This is a genomic window from Rheinheimera sp. (genome assembly GCF_965283995.1).
Lineage (GTDB): Bacteria > Pseudomonadota > Gammaproteobacteria > Enterobacterales > Alteromonadaceae > Pararheinheimera.
The window spans coordinates 3601688-3617605 of record NZ_CBDIQG010000001.1 but is presented as its reverse complement, the minus strand read 5'-3'; the positions used below and the strand labels follow the sequence as shown (position 1 = coordinate 3617605).

13 protein-coding genes are annotated in these 15918 nt (G+C 50.5%); 2 read left to right on the top strand and 11 right to left on the bottom strand.

The features are described 5' to 3' along the window. Positions 1-73: 73 nt before the first annotated feature. The 11 genes from ACQ66Q_RS16205 to ACQ66Q_RS16155 form a co-directional block, all read right to left on the bottom strand. Positions 74-631, bottom strand: coding sequence for a hypothetical protein (locus ACQ66Q_RS16205; protein ID WP_430457736.1), 558 nt, complete (start codon positions 629-631; stop codon positions 74-76). Positions 632-649: 18 nt separating this feature from the next. Continuing rightward, entirely contained in the window at positions 650-3757 is a 3108-nt protein-coding gene (locus tag ACQ66Q_RS16200; RefSeq protein ID WP_430457735.1) for an efflux RND transporter permease subunit, read from the bottom strand. 2 nt (positions 3758-3759) lie between these two features. Further along, positions 3760-4935 (bottom strand): efflux RND transporter periplasmic adaptor subunit, encoded by a 1176-nt coding sequence (locus ACQ66Q_RS16195; protein ID WP_430457734.1) that lies wholly within the window; start codon positions 4933-4935, stop codon positions 3760-3762. Continuing rightward, positions 4932-5534, bottom strand: coding sequence for a hypothetical protein (locus ACQ66Q_RS16190; protein WP_430457733.1), 603 nt, complete (start codon positions 5532-5534; stop codon positions 4932-4934). Before ACQ66Q_RS16190 ends, ACQ66Q_RS16195 begins: the two co-directional genes overlap by 4 nt. A 461-nt stretch (positions 5535-5995) precedes the next feature. Continuing rightward, positions 5996-6529, bottom strand: a complete 534-nt coding sequence (locus tag ACQ66Q_RS16185; RefSeq protein ID WP_430457732.1) for a hypothetical protein — start codon at positions 6527-6529, stop codon at positions 5996-5998. 64 nt (positions 6530-6593) lie between these two features. Then, the gene (locus ACQ66Q_RS16180; protein ID WP_430457731.1) at positions 6594-7211 is read right to left on the bottom strand and encodes a hypothetical protein; all 618 of its coding nucleotides are present in this window, start codon (positions 7209-7211) and stop codon (positions 6594-6596) included. Between the two features lie 3 nt (positions 7212-7214). Beyond that, positions 7215-7622 carry a DUF2188 domain-containing protein gene (locus ACQ66Q_RS16175; RefSeq protein WP_430457730.1) on the bottom strand — a complete coding sequence of 136 codons (408 nt, stop codon included), beginning with the start codon at positions 7620-7622 and terminating at the stop codon, positions 7215-7217. Beyond that, positions 7612-8124: a hypothetical protein gene (locus ACQ66Q_RS16170; RefSeq protein WP_430457729.1), complete on the bottom strand. Its 513-nt coding sequence runs from the start codon at positions 8122-8124 to the stop codon at positions 7612-7614. Before ACQ66Q_RS16170 ends, ACQ66Q_RS16175 begins: the two co-directional genes overlap by 11 nt. 924 nt (positions 8125-9048) lie before the next feature. Beyond that, positions 9049-10068: a diguanylate cyclase gene (locus tag ACQ66Q_RS16165; protein WP_430457728.1), complete on the bottom strand. Its 1020-nt coding sequence runs from the start codon at positions 10066-10068 to the stop codon at positions 9049-9051. A gap of 338 nt (positions 10069-10406) precedes the next feature. After that, positions 10407-10895, bottom strand: coding sequence for a fasciclin domain-containing protein (locus ACQ66Q_RS16160; RefSeq protein WP_377239409.1), 489 nt, complete (start codon positions 10893-10895; stop codon positions 10407-10409). 314 nt (positions 10896-11209) lie between these two features. Continuing rightward, positions 11210-12097: a LysR family transcriptional regulator gene (locus tag ACQ66Q_RS16155; protein WP_430457727.1), complete on the bottom strand. Its 888-nt coding sequence runs from the start codon at positions 12095-12097 to the stop codon at positions 11210-11212. 83 nt (positions 12098-12180) lie between these two features. On the opposite strand from ACQ66Q_RS16155, the gene ACQ66Q_RS16150 reads away from it, so the two are divergent. Both ACQ66Q_RS16150 and ACQ66Q_RS16145 read left to right on the top strand, forming a co-directional pair. Next, positions 12181-12666, top strand: coding sequence for a PACE efflux transporter (locus tag ACQ66Q_RS16150; protein ID WP_430457726.1), 486 nt, complete (start codon positions 12181-12183; stop codon positions 12664-12666). Between the two features lie 417 nt (positions 12667-13083). Then, complete coding sequence (locus tag ACQ66Q_RS16145; RefSeq protein WP_430457725.1) at positions 13084-15915, top strand: diguanylate cyclase; 2832 nt, start codon at positions 13084-13086, stop codon at positions 15913-15915. Positions 15916-15918: the final 3 nt, after the last annotated feature.

Here is a 15918-nt window from a genome sequence, read left to right as displayed (position 1 = left end):
AAATTCAGCGTTCAGCATAAAGCATAAAATGCGTGGCTGGCAAAGATATCCGCTGAAAAACGGCGATCAGCTTTTAGTGCTGATGGTCTTTTTCGTGCCCATCTTCATGTTTGTGTTTGCTGTCTTCTGCGTGCTCGCGACCATGCTCATGCTCATGTCCGTGCTCGTGTTCTGCTTTAGCTGGCACCGGCTTAAACGGCGTGAACTTCGCTTGTTCGGTCACTTCACCATGCTCAGTTTTAATCGTGACATTCACCACCGCTTTTAAGTCTTCTGCCGCAGTGTAATCCGCGTTGCCGCTTAACAGGTTGGCTTGCGCCAGAGTTAAATCAGCTTTGGCTTTTTGTTTGCCGGATACAATCAGCACCGTGGCTTTGGCTTCTTTGGCCGGCTGCGGATTATTGGCATGGTCCAGCAAGTACAGCTTCACTGCACTCGGCGTCCCAGCTTTGGCGTCTTTCGCCAGCACCAGCTCAAAGTGATAAGCACCGGCCATCCGCAACTGGCCGCCGTTCGGGCCGACAACGGTATCTAAGTACTCGTCCGTGTGGGCAAAAGCAGCGCTGCTCAGCAGCCCGGCAGCCACGACCAGCGTGGTTAATCCTGTTTTAAAAAGTGACTTGAACATCATAAATTCTTTCCTTATCAATCAATAAACTTCAGTTTTATCAGCATTGGCCAGCAAGCGCTCGAGCGGCTCGCGGCCCCATAACCAAAACATCAGCGGCGTCAGTATCGTATCCAGAATGGTCGAACTGATGAGCCCACCAAAAATCACCACAGCAACCGGATGCAGAATTTCTTTGCCGGGCGCGTCGGCAGAAAACAACAACGGTAATAACGCAAAGGCGGCAACCAGAGCAGTCATCAGCACCGGCGTTAAGCGCTCCAGCGATCCGCGGATAATCATCGCCTGACTAAACACTTCGCCTTCAAAACGGCATAAGTTGATGTAATGGCTGATTTTTAAGATGCCGTTGCGGGTGGCAATACCGGCCAGCGTGATAAAGCCGACTAAGGTTGCCACCGACAGCGGCGAACCACTGAGCCACAGCGCCAACACACTACCAATCAGCGCCAGCGGAATATTCGCCATGATGATCAACGTCAGGCGCAGCGACTGATAACGGCTATACAGCACCAGCAACATCGCGAGCAGCGAACCTAATGACAGCATCGCAATCAGCGAAGACGCTTCTTCCTGCGCCTGGAACTGGCCTTCCAGCACAGTGAAATAACCTTCCGGCAACTTGGTGGCGGCGAGCACAGCACGGATATCGGTCACCGCATGGCTTAAATCGCGGCCTTCGACATTGGCCGACAGCACAATACGGCGCCGGCCATTTTCTCGGCTGATTTGGTTCGGCCCGTCCGATTCCAGCACTTCAGCCAGCAGTGATAGCGGCACTGCACCTTTCGGGGTTTGGATCAGCAAAGCTCCCAACGCCTGTGGTTCGCGCGCACTGTCCGGCAAGCGCAGCAGCAAGTCAAAGCGACGTTCATTACTGACCAGTTGGCTGAGCTTCACGCCGTCGATTTGCTGCTGCAAGCTATGCAGCAATTCACCAGGCGCCACGCCATAAGCGGCGGCTTTTTGATAATCGACGCGCACTTTCAGCTGCGGGATCAGCACTTGTTTTTCCAGCGTCAGGTCGGTCACGCCGGCTACTTTGCCAAGCTCGGCCTGCAAACTGGCGCCGAGTGCGCGCAAGGTGGCAATGTCGTCACCAAATACTTTGATGGCAATTTGCGCCCGCACGCCGGATAACAAATGGTCGAGCCGGTGGGAAATGGGTTGGCCGACACTGACACTACCCGGCAACACCGATAACACGCGGCGGATCTCCGCCAGCACTTCCTCGCGCGGCCGCTCGGACGGTTTTAAATCGACATCAATTTCGCCGTAATGCACGCCTTCGGCATGTTCGTCCAGTTCGGCGCGGCCAGTGCGCCGGCCGACTTGCGTCACTTCTGGTACCTGCAGCAATAACTGCTCGGCCAGCGCGCCGATTTTGTTCGACTCACTGAGCGCCGTACCCGGCTGCAATAACAGGTTGATGGTCAGTGTGCCTTCGTTAAAGGCCGGCAGGAAACTGCGGGCAAACAACGGCACAGTGCTGGCCGCTGCAACCACTGCAATCAACGCCACCGCCAACAAACTGCGGGCATGGCGGAACGACCAGCGCAGCAGCGTTTCATCACGTTTTTTCAACATCCGCACCAGCGCACTGTCGCCATGTTGTTTTTGCGTGAGGCCTGGCAGCAGGTAATAACACAGCACCGGCGTCACAGTAATCGCCACCAACATACTGGCCAGAATCGAGGTGATATAAGCGATACCCAAGGGGCTGAACAGCCGCCCTTCAATGCCCGACAGCGCAAACAGCGGCACAAACACCAGCACCACAATCAACGTCGCATAGACCACACCGCTGCGCACTTCACCGGACGCATCGGCAATGACTTGCAGCACCGGCAACGGCGCAGCTTTTTGCGCATTTTCTTTTAAGCGGCGCAGCACGTTTTCCACGTCTACGACGGCGTCGTCGACCAGTTCACCCAGCGCGATGGCGAGACCGCCGAGCGTCATCGTATTAATCGACAAGCCGAAATAGCGGAACACTAGTACCGCCGTTAATAAACTAAGCGGAATGGCCAGCAGCGAAATCGCCGTGGTGCGGCTATTCAGTAAAAACATAAACAGAATGATCGCGACCATCACAGCGCCGTCGCGCAGTGCTTCAATGACGTTATCAATCGAATTATTAATAAAATCAGCCTGTTTAAATAAAAAGGTCGGCGCTTCGACACCGGCCGGCAAGCCTTTACTCAGCTCTGCCACCGCGGTTTCGATTTGTTTGGTCAGCGCGACGCTGTCGGCCTGTGGTTGTTTTTGTACCGACAAAATCACCGCCGGTTTGCCTTTGTAACCACCATCACCACGTTTGGTGGCTGCCACGACTTCGACATTGGCCAGTTGGTTAAGCAAAATCGGTTGGCCGTTGCTGACAGTCACCACCAGCTGCTGTAAATCCTGCAGATCTGTGGTGCGGCCAATATTACGAATGAGCCACTCGCGACCCTGCGCTTCTAAAAAACCGCCGCTGCTGTTGGCACCAAAGCCGGTCAGCGCCTGCTCGATTTGATTCAGGCTGACACCCAGCGCCGCCATTTGTGCTGCAATAGGTTCAACCCGGTATTGCCGTACTTCGCCGCCAATCGGAATGACCTGCGCCACGCCGGGAATACTGAGCAGACGCGGGCGCACCACCCAGTCGGCGAACTCGCGTACAAGCATTGGGCTGACTTTGTCCGGATCGGCCGGAATGGCCAGCAACAGAATTTCGCCCATGATGGATGACACCGGCCCGAGCTGCGGCACCACGCCTGCTGGCAATTGTTCCGCCGCCAGGCTTAAGCGTTCCGCTACCTGCTGCCGGTTGCGGTAAATATCCGAGCCCCAGTCAAATTCGATATAAAGCACCGACAGGCCAACACCGGACACCGAGCGCACGCGGCTGACGCCCGGCATGCCGCTCATACTGGTTTCCAGCGGCAAACTGACCAACTGCTCGACTTCTTCCGGCGCCATGCCACCGGCTTCGGTCAGCAGCGTCACGGTCGGTTTATTTAAGTCTGGAAACACATCCACCGGCAGCTGGCGCAGGCTGAAGCTGCCGTAAATCAGCAGCAATAAAGCCGCCCCAAGGACAAACAGCCGTTGCTGTAAACAGAGCCGGATCAGCGCGTTAAACATGCTTACCTCACCTGTGCCAGTAACGACGCGGCCTGCACGACGACGCGGTCGCCGTCATGTAAACCACTGACCACCACCACTTCGCTGGCGCTGAACGGTTCGACCCGCACTTTTTGTGCGATAAACCGCTCCGGCGCCTGATGCACCCAAACCGCGGTTTCTCCGTTATCAAGTTTTTGCAGCGCGCTGCGTGGTACCGCCATGCCGTTGATTTGGCGGCCGGTGGCGACTTCCACCAACAGCGGCTGGCCGACGTTTAAGTCGGTGCTGGTTTCTGGCTTAAACCGCTCTATTTCAAACCAAAGAGGTTGTGCCTGTTGTTGCAGCTGCAGGCTCTGGCCACGGAAGCTCAGCTGATAAGCATGGCTGTCCTGAGATTCGGCCGCAGCCGGAAAGCGCGCACTGGCGTGGCTGTTAGCCGTCAGACTCAGCCCGGCATGCGCCGGCAGCGCCGGATAGGCCAGCGCCTCGACCAGCAACTGATCTGGTGCAATGATTTGGAACAGCGCGTCGCGGCTATCCACCACCTGACCACTTTGTTTAAACACGGTGCTGATCACGCCGCTGACCGGCGCTACCACCGCAATTCCGCCACCTGTGCCTTTCGCGGCAAAGCTGCGCCGTGCCTGCAGGCCTTTGAGTTCAATCTGCGCTGTGGTCAGTTCGTTGCGCGGCACCAAAGCGCCGAGTGTGCTAAAACGCTGCACCCGGTCTTTCGCCAGCGCAATTTGCGCATCCAGTTCGGCCAATAACGCCTGCTGATTACTGCGATCCAGCGTGGTATCCACCGGCTGCAAATAAGCCAGTACCTGGCCGGTTTTGACAAGTTGACCCAGCGTCGGCCAACCGTCCGGTCCGGCGCTTAACACGCCAAGCTGCGCTGCTTCCACTAAGCCGGCGAAGGCTGGGTCTACGATCACTTTGCCTTGTAATTCAATTTGTTGCGGTAGCTGTGCAGCTTTGACCAAACTGGTGCGCAGTTGCCATAAATGCTGGGCAGATTTAGGGATATACAAGCTGCCGTCACTTAACCGGCGCGGCTGTTCGCCGGTCGCCTGCGCCAATGGCGCCGGGTCGTGCGAGTGGTCTTCGCCGCCGTGGGCGTGGGCCGGTTGGGTCAGCAGTTGTTGGCTAAGCGCTAACAGCACCAAGGTGCTGAGGGTTTTTATCAGGTTCATACTGCTGCCCCCATTTTTTTGCCGGGTGTTTTGCCTGCGGCTTTGCGTTGACGGGCCAAACGCCACAGCAGCAAGCCGACTAAAACAGCACCCACACCAATCACATACTGCGTGCTGTATTCAGTCCAGCTGTGTTGATGTTCTACCGTGTTGCTTTGTGGGGTCAGGTCGAGTTTGGTATTGAGCAGGTCAATATCGTCGCCCGCTTCGATGGTCAGCGCGATGGCGTGGGTTGTGGCTGGTAATGTTTTGACGTCAAGCTGATACAAGCCAGGCTGCAGCATTTTCGCCGTGCCGCTAAAGGCTGAACTGCTCAGTTCAATCACGGCGTCTTTGACCGGACTGTTATCGGCATAATGGTCGAGATAGATTTGCAGGCTGGTGCTGTTATTGGCGTTTGCAGATTCCGGCGCCACCAGCACCAGTTCAAACAACTCCGAACTGGCATAAGCCCGCCGGCTCTGCCCTTCAGCTGGAAGCGTTAACGCCGCTTTGTCTTCATCACCGTGATCTTCACCGCCGTGGGCCAGCACGTGTTGCGGTGCCGCAACCAAACAAATTGTCAGCGCCAAAGACCTGACCAAACCCCAAACTTTCATAAAACCCCAGTCCAGAACATTTCCGAGACTGGCAGTGTGCCAAAGCCCGCCCAACAGCGACCTGACGGTAAGATGACAAAGTTGTCATGTTGGGGGGTGATTACCGGGGTTAGCGCGATTACGGATGGATTGACTGGGATGGCTGGGTTGGCTGCATTTCTGAATCTAGGCCGTGGCGACAAACCCAACACCGCCACCACTGCTTTCGCCCGTTCGCGCCTCCCGCGCTCACTCTTAACCGCTCACTCCGTGGATGCCGGCGCTGGGTTTGTTGGGGTTTGGTGATGGCGGCTTTGAGCGTGATATGGTCTTTCAGTACAGTTTCTTTCGAAAAAACGCATGTCGGCTTTGCCTTATTTGCGGACATTCGACTTTTTGTGTACTGACCATCTAACGCCCGCAGAACGGGCAAATTTGAAGCGCTGCGGAAAAATTGTACAGTGCCTGCGTTTGTTAGCAGTTTACTTTGATTTGGATAACGTAATTTCTTGATCTAGTCTGCTAAAATCCCAGTTAGCAAAGTTTTCTCGCACAGAAAAACCACCCAAATTCTCATCCCAGGTTATATCTGTTTCCTTATCATTCCAGCTCACCGTGTAATTTAAAGAATCACCATCTTCGTTACACTTAAGCATTTTAGGAGTTCCGTCAGAAAACTTCTCAGATGTCTCTATCTCAGAATTAGGCTTACAGGGCGTGACAAATTTAACCATTGTGCTAAGGCTATAGTCATCGTTTTTAAGTGCATAGACTACATATCTATCTCTCATATGAACTTTCCGAAGGATACTCCGATTTTTTTTCTCAGTTTTGTGAATCTGGATGCGATCATATTTATCATGCCACTCCCATTTTTGTATCGAAGCGTATGCAAGCTCTAGTTCATCTCTCTTATTGCGTTCATTTTCTTCGTAAAGATAATAGCCAACTCCTCCGGCAGTCAGGATAAGGGTCAGAGCAAAAAGTCCTTTTAATATTTTCTTGATTAAATTCACGATTATCCCTACTGATGGCTAACTTCAACTTGTGGTCGCAAAGCGGTCTCACACCAAGTTTTTGTTATAAATTAATTTTCAACCACTGTTGAATAACTGCAACACTATCGACGTAAACCAAATCATCAGCATCTAGTTCAAGATTAGCAATAATCTCAGGCTTACTTTCATGAAACTTCTCAAAGGATTCAATTATTTTTGTTGCACCAATGATTTTCATATCATGATTATTGGTTGCGAATATCTTTCTTAATCCTTTGATTATGTTATGCGGATTGTTTTCATGTTTTTTAATGTCTTGACCTGCGATGTCAGAGATGAACTTTTGATATCTGTATTTATCTGAGTCAAATATCATGCAGATTTTATCTTTGCTACGACCATTTGCAAATCGTTTGCAACCGAGAAACAGGCCAAGTTCTAAAGGCATATTAAATCTAGGTAATTTATTTTCAGGATCTAACTCTGTTCGTGATATATCATGAAAACCATACTTACATTCATAAATAATACTATTTATTTTTTCAATTCTCTGCTGACCAGCATCATCATGCTCTAGAGCACACCTTGGCTTAAAGCCACACATGAAGATCGTGAATAAAACTGCCTCAAATAAATTTTCATATTGTTTGTCGAATGGGCAATTGATAAACACACTTGATTCATAATCAGAAAGTTGCATTTATCACTCCTGAGGCGATTTGCTTTTTATTGTCGATGCAATTGCTATGTTTATTTTTTCAACATCTAATTTGCTATGCGTTTTAACTGTGCGAATATTATTCTTATTTTTTAGTCCTAGCACACGTCTTACGGTTCCATTTTGATTATGAACTATTATAGTTTCGCCTTTGTCCGCATAAGTACGTGATGCGTTGATAGCTTCTTTTTGCGTTTTAAATCGCCTAATGTTTTTAGGATTATCAACTAATTCTAGTGACCAAAAACCGTCACTATTTTTAAAAATTGAATACATAGAGGTATTTCCTAAATTTAATTTATAACGCTGCCAGCAGCGGCCGAAAATCCGCGCAGCGGGTTTGAGGTCCAGCGACAAAAGGGAGCGGTGCTGACTGGCCTTGTTAAAGGTCACCTTTAGCGGCCTCATACATTTCATTGTTGAGCTTTTCCAAGACTTCATCAGTTAAACCGTACTTAATAGCAACAGATCTAGAAATCGGATTTAATATATCTTCAACTGAATTAAATAACTTAATAGCGTCTTCAAGTTCACTTATCATCTTGTTTCTGCCACCCTCATTTATAAAGTCTAAGGCGCGATCAACAAAATAGGCATGTGCTAACCAGTTTCTTTTTTGCAAAGCCTCTGAGAGGGTATTTTCAATATCGCTATCGAGTACACCAATTTCTTTTATCGCACCCAAAAGGCGGCCCATTGTCTTTTTCGATAATGCGTCATCAAATCGGTCAAAATCTGCTTCCCATTTCTCACGACTTTCGAACTTAGGAACGTTTTTCTTAAAAAAATCAAAGAAAATAAGTAGCTGAACTATTGATTGCTCAACACATTGTGCTCGATACATTGCGAGACCAAAGTATGCGTAGACTTCTTTGCAGTGCTCAGACGTATCCATCGTGACCTTCAACGTTTGTATATTGCGCCAGCACGCATCCTCTGGTTCCACCAGATGGAAATCCAGCATTAAATTATTGATAAAAATAGTGAAATCCTAAAAAAACACTGTTAGCTCCTGCCAAAAGCGTGCTGGCACATAATTACTTTTATCTGGCCTGTTATTTTTAGGTTGGCCTACTTTAAGTATCTAAATTAGTGCGTTTTTCCTTTTTCAGCAACGAATAAATGTGTCTTTTGGTTTGTCCAAAGCGTGCATGTTTTCTGGTGAATACAGATAACACTGTGTATTCACTCAGTAGTACAGACAATGTCCGCTTTTGGTACAAAGTGACGATGCAAATGAACTCTCAAAACGGCCAAACGATTACAAAAGCAGACCCTCTGCGGCAGGGATGTATTCACGGCGTGCGTGTGACGCCCAGTCTGTTGTAATCGTCTGTGCCGTTTGTAGCCAAACTTAGGCCTATCGTAAAAGGCGTTTAAACTACCGGTTTTCGCTCACAGAACTGCTTCAACCTCGCTTGAATATTTTCGGGCTTCTGCAGCTTACGGCGTGTGACGCCCAGCTGGCTTTCGCTTGCCAATACCTACTGTATTGTTGATATGCCGGGTAGGCGAAAAGCGGCAATGATTGCATCGATAAATGAACCGTTAATTTGATTTAAAAATCCTGCATTTACATGAACTTGGGTGGTTTTAACTCATTTTTTGCACCAATTAATGCATCGATACTTGCATCGATAGTCGCATCGATAAACTCAGCAAGTGACACGTTAATTTCGGATGGGAAACCGCATCATGCGATAACACTGCCGGCTAAGGCTTTGGCGGTCTATTTGCTTTGCAACGCAATCATTGGGCTAACCGGATCGGCAGCGGGGGTTATCAGTAAGGGCCAGGCAGTAACAAAGCATTGGGCTTGTCATTGCTCAAAAACACAGACGCGGTTCCGGCCTGTCGCTTTGGCCTGCATCATGGCGACGTCTGCCTGATGCAGCAAGGTGCCCAACAGGCTTTCCGGTTCCAGCTCAGACGGGAAGTCCTGCAGGTTCACGTACGTGATGCCAAAACTGGCGGTACAGTGGATCTCGTCATTGGCAGTGCCATGTTCAAACCCCGCGCGAAGCCGCTCTACCAGCTGCCAGGCATCTGCTTCATTTATATCTGGCAGCAAAATTGCGAATTCTTCACCGCCAATCCGGGCCAGGACATCGGAGCCACGCAACAGATTTCGCGCCAGCGCCGATATTTTCACCAGCACAGCATCCCCGGCCGCATGATTCCACTCGTCATTGATTCTTTTGAAGTGATCTAAATCGAACATCACCACAGCAAGTTTCTGCCCTGCTCTGTGACCTTGATGAAACAGATGCCGGCTCAGCGCAAAAAACGCTCTGCGGTTATACAACTGGGTCAGTTCGTCGGTACTGGCTTGTTTTTCCGCCAGTGCCTTGGCTGCAGCCAGCTGCTGCTCCATGACTTTGCGTTCAGTGATATCAGTGGCGATTTCAATCCGCACCAGCCGGCCATCGACCCAGACCACGGCCTGATCCCGGCACTGATACCAACGGTCATTTAAAGTGTTTTGAAATTCCCAGACATGAGTCCTGGTGGGCTTTCCTGCAGCATCAACCAGCAAGTGGTTGGTGCAGAACTGACAAGGCGCATTCTGGCCGGCCTGCAGCACCTGATAACACTTGCGGCCGCCGATTTGCCCCCATGCCTTCGAACCATAATCATTCAGATAGATTAAGTCGTAAGTCTGCAGGTCCGACACATACACCAATGCATCCAGACTATTGAGAATGGTGCTGATCGCCTGATAGCTGTTGTGCTTTTCCTGCAGCGCAGAACAATCAACAGTACAGTCTTTAGCACAATCTTTTGTACAACCGGCCTGAAGACCCGCCGGACTATCTGCACCAGAGTGGCATGCGTTCATCACTGACCCAATCGTTATGTATGTATTTAAGGTAAACGTGATTAACGATAAATGCAATCAGCGCACAAAGCAGCTACTTCCTGACTTTTCTCGGCATTTTTCGTAAAAATGCCGTAATAATTGCGCATGATAAACACTATGTACGGTGGCGCTGCGCTGACCGTACCTACACTTTGGATGCACATTTTGCAGCGTGTGACGCCCAACATCTTGCGTGCCGCTACCTCTGGTTTTTTGGCATTTCGGTGAGGCGATGAGTGAGCACAACATTGTTTGCCAAAACAAAAAGCCCGCGGGTAGCAAAGCTGCCGGCGGGCTTTTTCTATTCAAACTAACGCTTAGCCTTTTGGCAGGACCACGCTGTCGATCACGTGGATCACGCCGTTGCTGGTTTCGATGTCGGTGCTGATCACTTGCGCGCCGTCGACGAACACTTTGCCGTCTTTGACTTCAATTTTCAGTGCCTGGCCTTGCACTGTGGTGGCGGTTGACAGCTTGACGACATCGGCAGCCATCACTTTGCCCGGAACGACGTGGTAAGTCAGCACTTTCGCCAGTGCGGCTTTGTCGGCCAGCAGGCCTTTTAAGGTGTCTGCCGGTACTTTGGCAAACGCGGCATCATTCGGCGCGAATACAGTAAATGGGCCTGCGCCTTTTAACGTGTCCACCAGCTCAGCGGCTTTGACGGCCGTCACCAGCGTATTAAAACTACCGGCCGCAACAGCGGTGTCGACGATATCAGATTTGGCACTACCCGCATGAACAGCACCAGCGACTAACAGAGTTGCAGATATCACGGCAGATTTGAACAGGACAGAGAGCTTCATCTTCGTTTCCTTTGAGGTTGCACAAAAAATCCTCAGACTAAACGCGACTGATTGCTGTTGAGATCAAAACTATATTTTTTCGTTTTCGCTGAACCGGGGACAGGTTAAAACGTACCGCGCAGGCGAATAATGCTGCACCGTCAGGGCAGGATCGGGCCCTCTGGTTCCTGCCATGCATGTGATTCAGGACAGCTGTGATTCAGGACAGCCAATCAAAGCCGCTGTGTGCAACCTAGCGATTGCAGTGGTTGTCCACGGAGAGTTGCACGGAGAGCTGTCCACGAAGAGCTCGGCGAGCTGCGGCTGTAACATGATCATGCGGCGCGCTCATCGTTCATGGCTATCAACCGGCGTCTGAGCCATAACGCGGCAGGGCCTGCGGCTTTATCGCGCTGTTGCCAAAGCTCCAGTTGGACTGATAACTGAACAAATTCAACAGGGACTGACAATACTTTGATGGTTCCCTGCCTCGTCGCGTGTTGCAGGACATGGGTCGGTAACCATGCCCAGCCGATGCTTTGTTCTAACATGGCCAGCACCGCCAGGTCCCCTTCTAACCACCAGACCTGAGCGGAAACCCGCCCTCTTTGTTTTTCAACACCATGGCCGCGTCCGGTCACCATCAATTGTCGATATTGCTGCAAATCAGCAATCGTCACATGATCAAGTTTTGCCAATGGATGTGACACAGATACGGCTGCGGCGAAATATAGCCGCTGCAGTGGCCAGCGCATAAAATGCTCGGGCGCCGATTGCGGTTGAAAGCAAATCCCCAAATCTGCCTGATCTGTGTCCAGTAACTGCGTGAGATCTTCCAAAAGGGGAAACAGGACTTGTAACTCCAGTTGCGGAAACTGCTCGGCCAGCTCAGACAAAATCGGTGCCAACCAAGATAATTGCCCTTCGTCATCAACCGCCAATCGCAAACAGGTCTCCATCTCTGCGGCAAGGCTCGCGGCTAATTCTTCCAGCTGTTTGGCCTGCTGCTGCAGCAACAGTGCTTGCTGCAGAATTAAAGCGCCGGCACTGGTCAACTTTGGGTATCGGCTGCTGCGATCAAACAACTGCAAATTCAAATCAATTTCAAGATCACTGATCGCGGTGCTGACCGCTGATTGCGCTTTACCAAGCTTGCGCGCCGCTGCGGAAAACGAGCCGGTATTGACCACTGTCAAGAATGTTTCGATCTGCTGAAGATTCATCTATCTGTTTTTCTGATGGTATCTAACTTATTTATCTGGAATATAGCAGATACATTACGCGCATCAGACTGCAGGGGGCAAAAATGAATATCGGTTTCACAGCACAGAAAGATGCAAAAGCGTTATGTACCGACGCAAAGCTAACCACGAGCCGATCTACCAAAGACCGAATTCGCATGGCGCTTGGCTTCGAGTGCATTGGGCTCTTACTGCTGATACCTGCCAGCACTTGGCTGTTAGATAAACCGGCGACTGAGCTGGGCTTACTTGCCGTGTTGATGTCGATATTAGCAACTTGGTGGAATTATCAGTTTAATCAGTTATTTGACCGCTATTACCTGCTGCCACGCGGCCGCAGTGTAAAAACCCAGTACGAGCGTATCTTTCATGCGATTGGATTTGAGTTCGGCTTGCTTGCTGCCATTTTGCCGCTGACTGCGTGGTATCTGGACATCTCTATCTGGCATGCGCTGTTACTCGATTTCGGCTTCATGCTGTTTTATTTAGTTTATGGTTACTTTTACCACTGGGGCTATGACATTGTGTTTCCGCCGCCAGCGGCGCCTTAAAATATTGCGGCGTTGCAGCCCTGATGCGTCAAGATGACCAGGCTGCCATTGAAATGCCGGCTGACTAGAGCCGAGTGCTCAAGGCTAAGTCATTTGGATGAAACCAAGCGAAAATTCACAGGAACCACCAGTCTTTTGCCAGCTATCCAATATCCGGCAGCGCGATGGATGCATTGATGCGCATTGTTTGTTAGATTTATGCTTGAATAATTTTTGACCGATGCCAGTTCAAGTCAAACCCCGCTCGGCATGCTTACGAAGATCATCAGCAGCGGAGGTCAGCCTCCCAGTTATTCAGGGTTTAGATTTCACCTTAACGCTTTGACAATTCAGACAATGAAGGGATAAAAGGTCATGACAGGAACTCCCCGCCTTCGAAAGCATTTGAGCGCATTTTCGCTATTCTGCTGTATTGTTTTGGCCCCTTTTTACCTGTCTGCCAACATCGAAAACCTGCAACAAATTGCTATTCCGCCAGCTACCCATTTAATCCCGAATGCAGATGTTTATCCGCAAAATTTTGATATTGCCCAAGACAATCAAGGTTATTTGTATGTCGGTAATTCTGCGGGGCTGCTGATATACAGCGGAGAAAAGTGGCAACATTTATCGCTGCCGAATGGCAAGTTAGTCAGAAGTTTGGCGCCGGGACAGGGTCGACGCATGTACGTCGGGGGCTATGACGATTTTGGTTATACCGAGCCCGATGCAACCGGCAACATTGTCTATCACTCTCTGGCTCAGCCCTTCCTGCAAAATAAGGATGCTGATTTTGCCGATATTTGGAACGTCTTAGTTGTTGATGATGCGGTGTATTTCCGGGCGCTGAACCGCTTGTTTCGCTATGACTCGCAAAGTGGCGACATCAAAGTGTGGCAGCATGAAGGGCGTTTTGGCGCGATTTTGGCCGACCAGGGTGAAGTGTACCTCCAATTTCGCGGGCAAGGCCTGAAGCGCTATCAGGATGGCGACTTTGTCCCGTTTTTACTTTCGCCAGAACTGCACCTGCAAATTTTTGATTTGGCGCGCTTAAGCGACAACCATTGGCTGGCTAACCGGCGCGATGGCGTATGGCTGGAAATCAAGCAAGGCGAAGTCAAACGGATTGAGCTACCTGATCTGCCCGCTGGTAACTCGTTTTTTGATATGCGGAGCATCGAATCCGGTGTTATCGCCATGGTCGGCAAAGAAGGTATTGTGTATTTATTGGAATGGTCATCAGGCAAAGTCAGCCGTTTCGCGCTGGGCGCAGATGTGTTGTTTGCAGTATCAAAAGCGCCGCAGGGCGGGATTTTTGCCTTAAGTGATCACCGCGTGACGCACTTCGCCTGGCCCTCGCCAATGCAGTTTTTGAATGAAAAACATGGTTTACGCGGCACTATTTCAGACATCGAGTATTGGCAGTCGCAGTGGTATGTTTTGGGTACTGCCGGCGCCTTTGTGTTGCCGAAAGGCCAACCAATGCAGGTTTTTTCCAAGCTGGATTGGACAAATCATGAAGCCTTTGATTTGTTGCCTCTGAGTAACGCTAAAGCGCTCTTGGCCGAATCCTACAGTTTGTATTTGTTAGACAATCAACAACAACGAGCGATTAGCCATAACGCTTTATATCCGCGAAAATTAATCCGATCCGTTTTTGCAGAGCACAGCGTGTTAATCGGCACCGAGTTTGGGCTGGCAGTTTGGACAGATGATCAGACCGGGTCTGGCACCATTACCCTGGAATGGAAAGAGCTGGGTACGCTAGTCACCAGTATCGTGGAAAAATCAGCCGGGGAGATTTGGTTGGGTACGGTCGGTCGCGGCGTGGTGCGGCTGCAACTCGATGCAGAATACCGGAAAATCTTAGCGATTGACTATTTTGACGCAACCCACGGTCTTGAATATGGCAGCAGCGGTGATGCAAATATTGCTCAGATTGATGGTGACATCATTGCCAGCACTGCAACCGGACTTTATGTGTTTAACGGTAAGGGATTCGTGCCATGGCAATCTCCCCTGAATACCCTGCGCTTACCGGGACAAATATTGACCTTGGCGCAAAATCCGGCCAAACAGACGTTGGCATATAGTTACAACCGTCTTTATTACCAATCAGGCTCAGGCTGGCAACAGGTCAACACCGCAGAAATAGGACGGGTCCCCTTGCAGTCGCATTGGACCGGGCATGAACACTGGGTGCTTGGCTCCAATAGTGCACTCATCTTTCTTCAACCCACGGCAGCGCAGCCGGATGTCAGCCATGCAGGTATTTTGCTCAACACCGTCTTATCCGGAGCTGCGGACAATTTAGTGCGGGCACAGTTAAAAAGTCAGCAACCACTCAAAGTACACACCGATGCTCAGGTTATGTTTAAGTTTGCATTGCCGGGTTTGTATGCCACTGACACCATCTTATATCGGGCGAAGTTATCAGGTTTCGAAGACCAGTTCAGCGAATGGAATAGGTCCAGCCAGATCAGTTATTACCAGCTGGAGCCGGGGCAATATCAGTTTGAAGCACAAGCCCGCGATCCGGCCGGCAACATCAGCAGCATTGCGCCTTTTGCACTGACTGTACCTTATCCATGGCATGCCACCTGGCAGGCAAAAATCCTGTGGCTGCTGCTTGCCTTTGGCATGTTGTGGCTACTGATGCGATTTTTGGTAAAGGCCCGCACCCGGGCACTGTCGAAAGACCGGCTGCGCCTGCAGCAAATGGTGGCAGAGCAAACCCGGGATCTGGCCACTGCCAACAAAAGGTTAGAATCTCTCGCCAATATGGACGGGTTAACCAGTGTGGCGAATCGCCGCCGCCTCGACACTTATCTGCAGATGACCGTAGACAACTGTCGGGAACAAGGTCGTCCACTATCCATCTTGTTGATTGATGTCGATTTTTTTAAGCAATTTAATGACCGGCATGGCCATAGCAAAGGCGATGAAGTGCTGAAGGAGATCGCCAAAGTGCTGAGTGCCAGTTTGCGGCGCAGCGAAGATTTGCTGGCGCGTTACGGTGGTGAAGAATTTTCCGCTGTGCTGCCTGGAGCCGACGAAGCTGCTGCACTGGAGGTCGCCGAACAGATGCGGCACCAAGTAGAAAAACATCCGCTGGGCGTCACTGTATCTATCGGTATGGCCTGGACGTCTGGGATGCAACCTATCGACCTGCAGCTACTTCTGAACCAGGCGGATCAAGCCTTGTATCAGGCAAAGCATGCAGGCAGAAACCGCGTCGTGCAGTTTGTTACGCAAGGATCTAGTTCATGATCA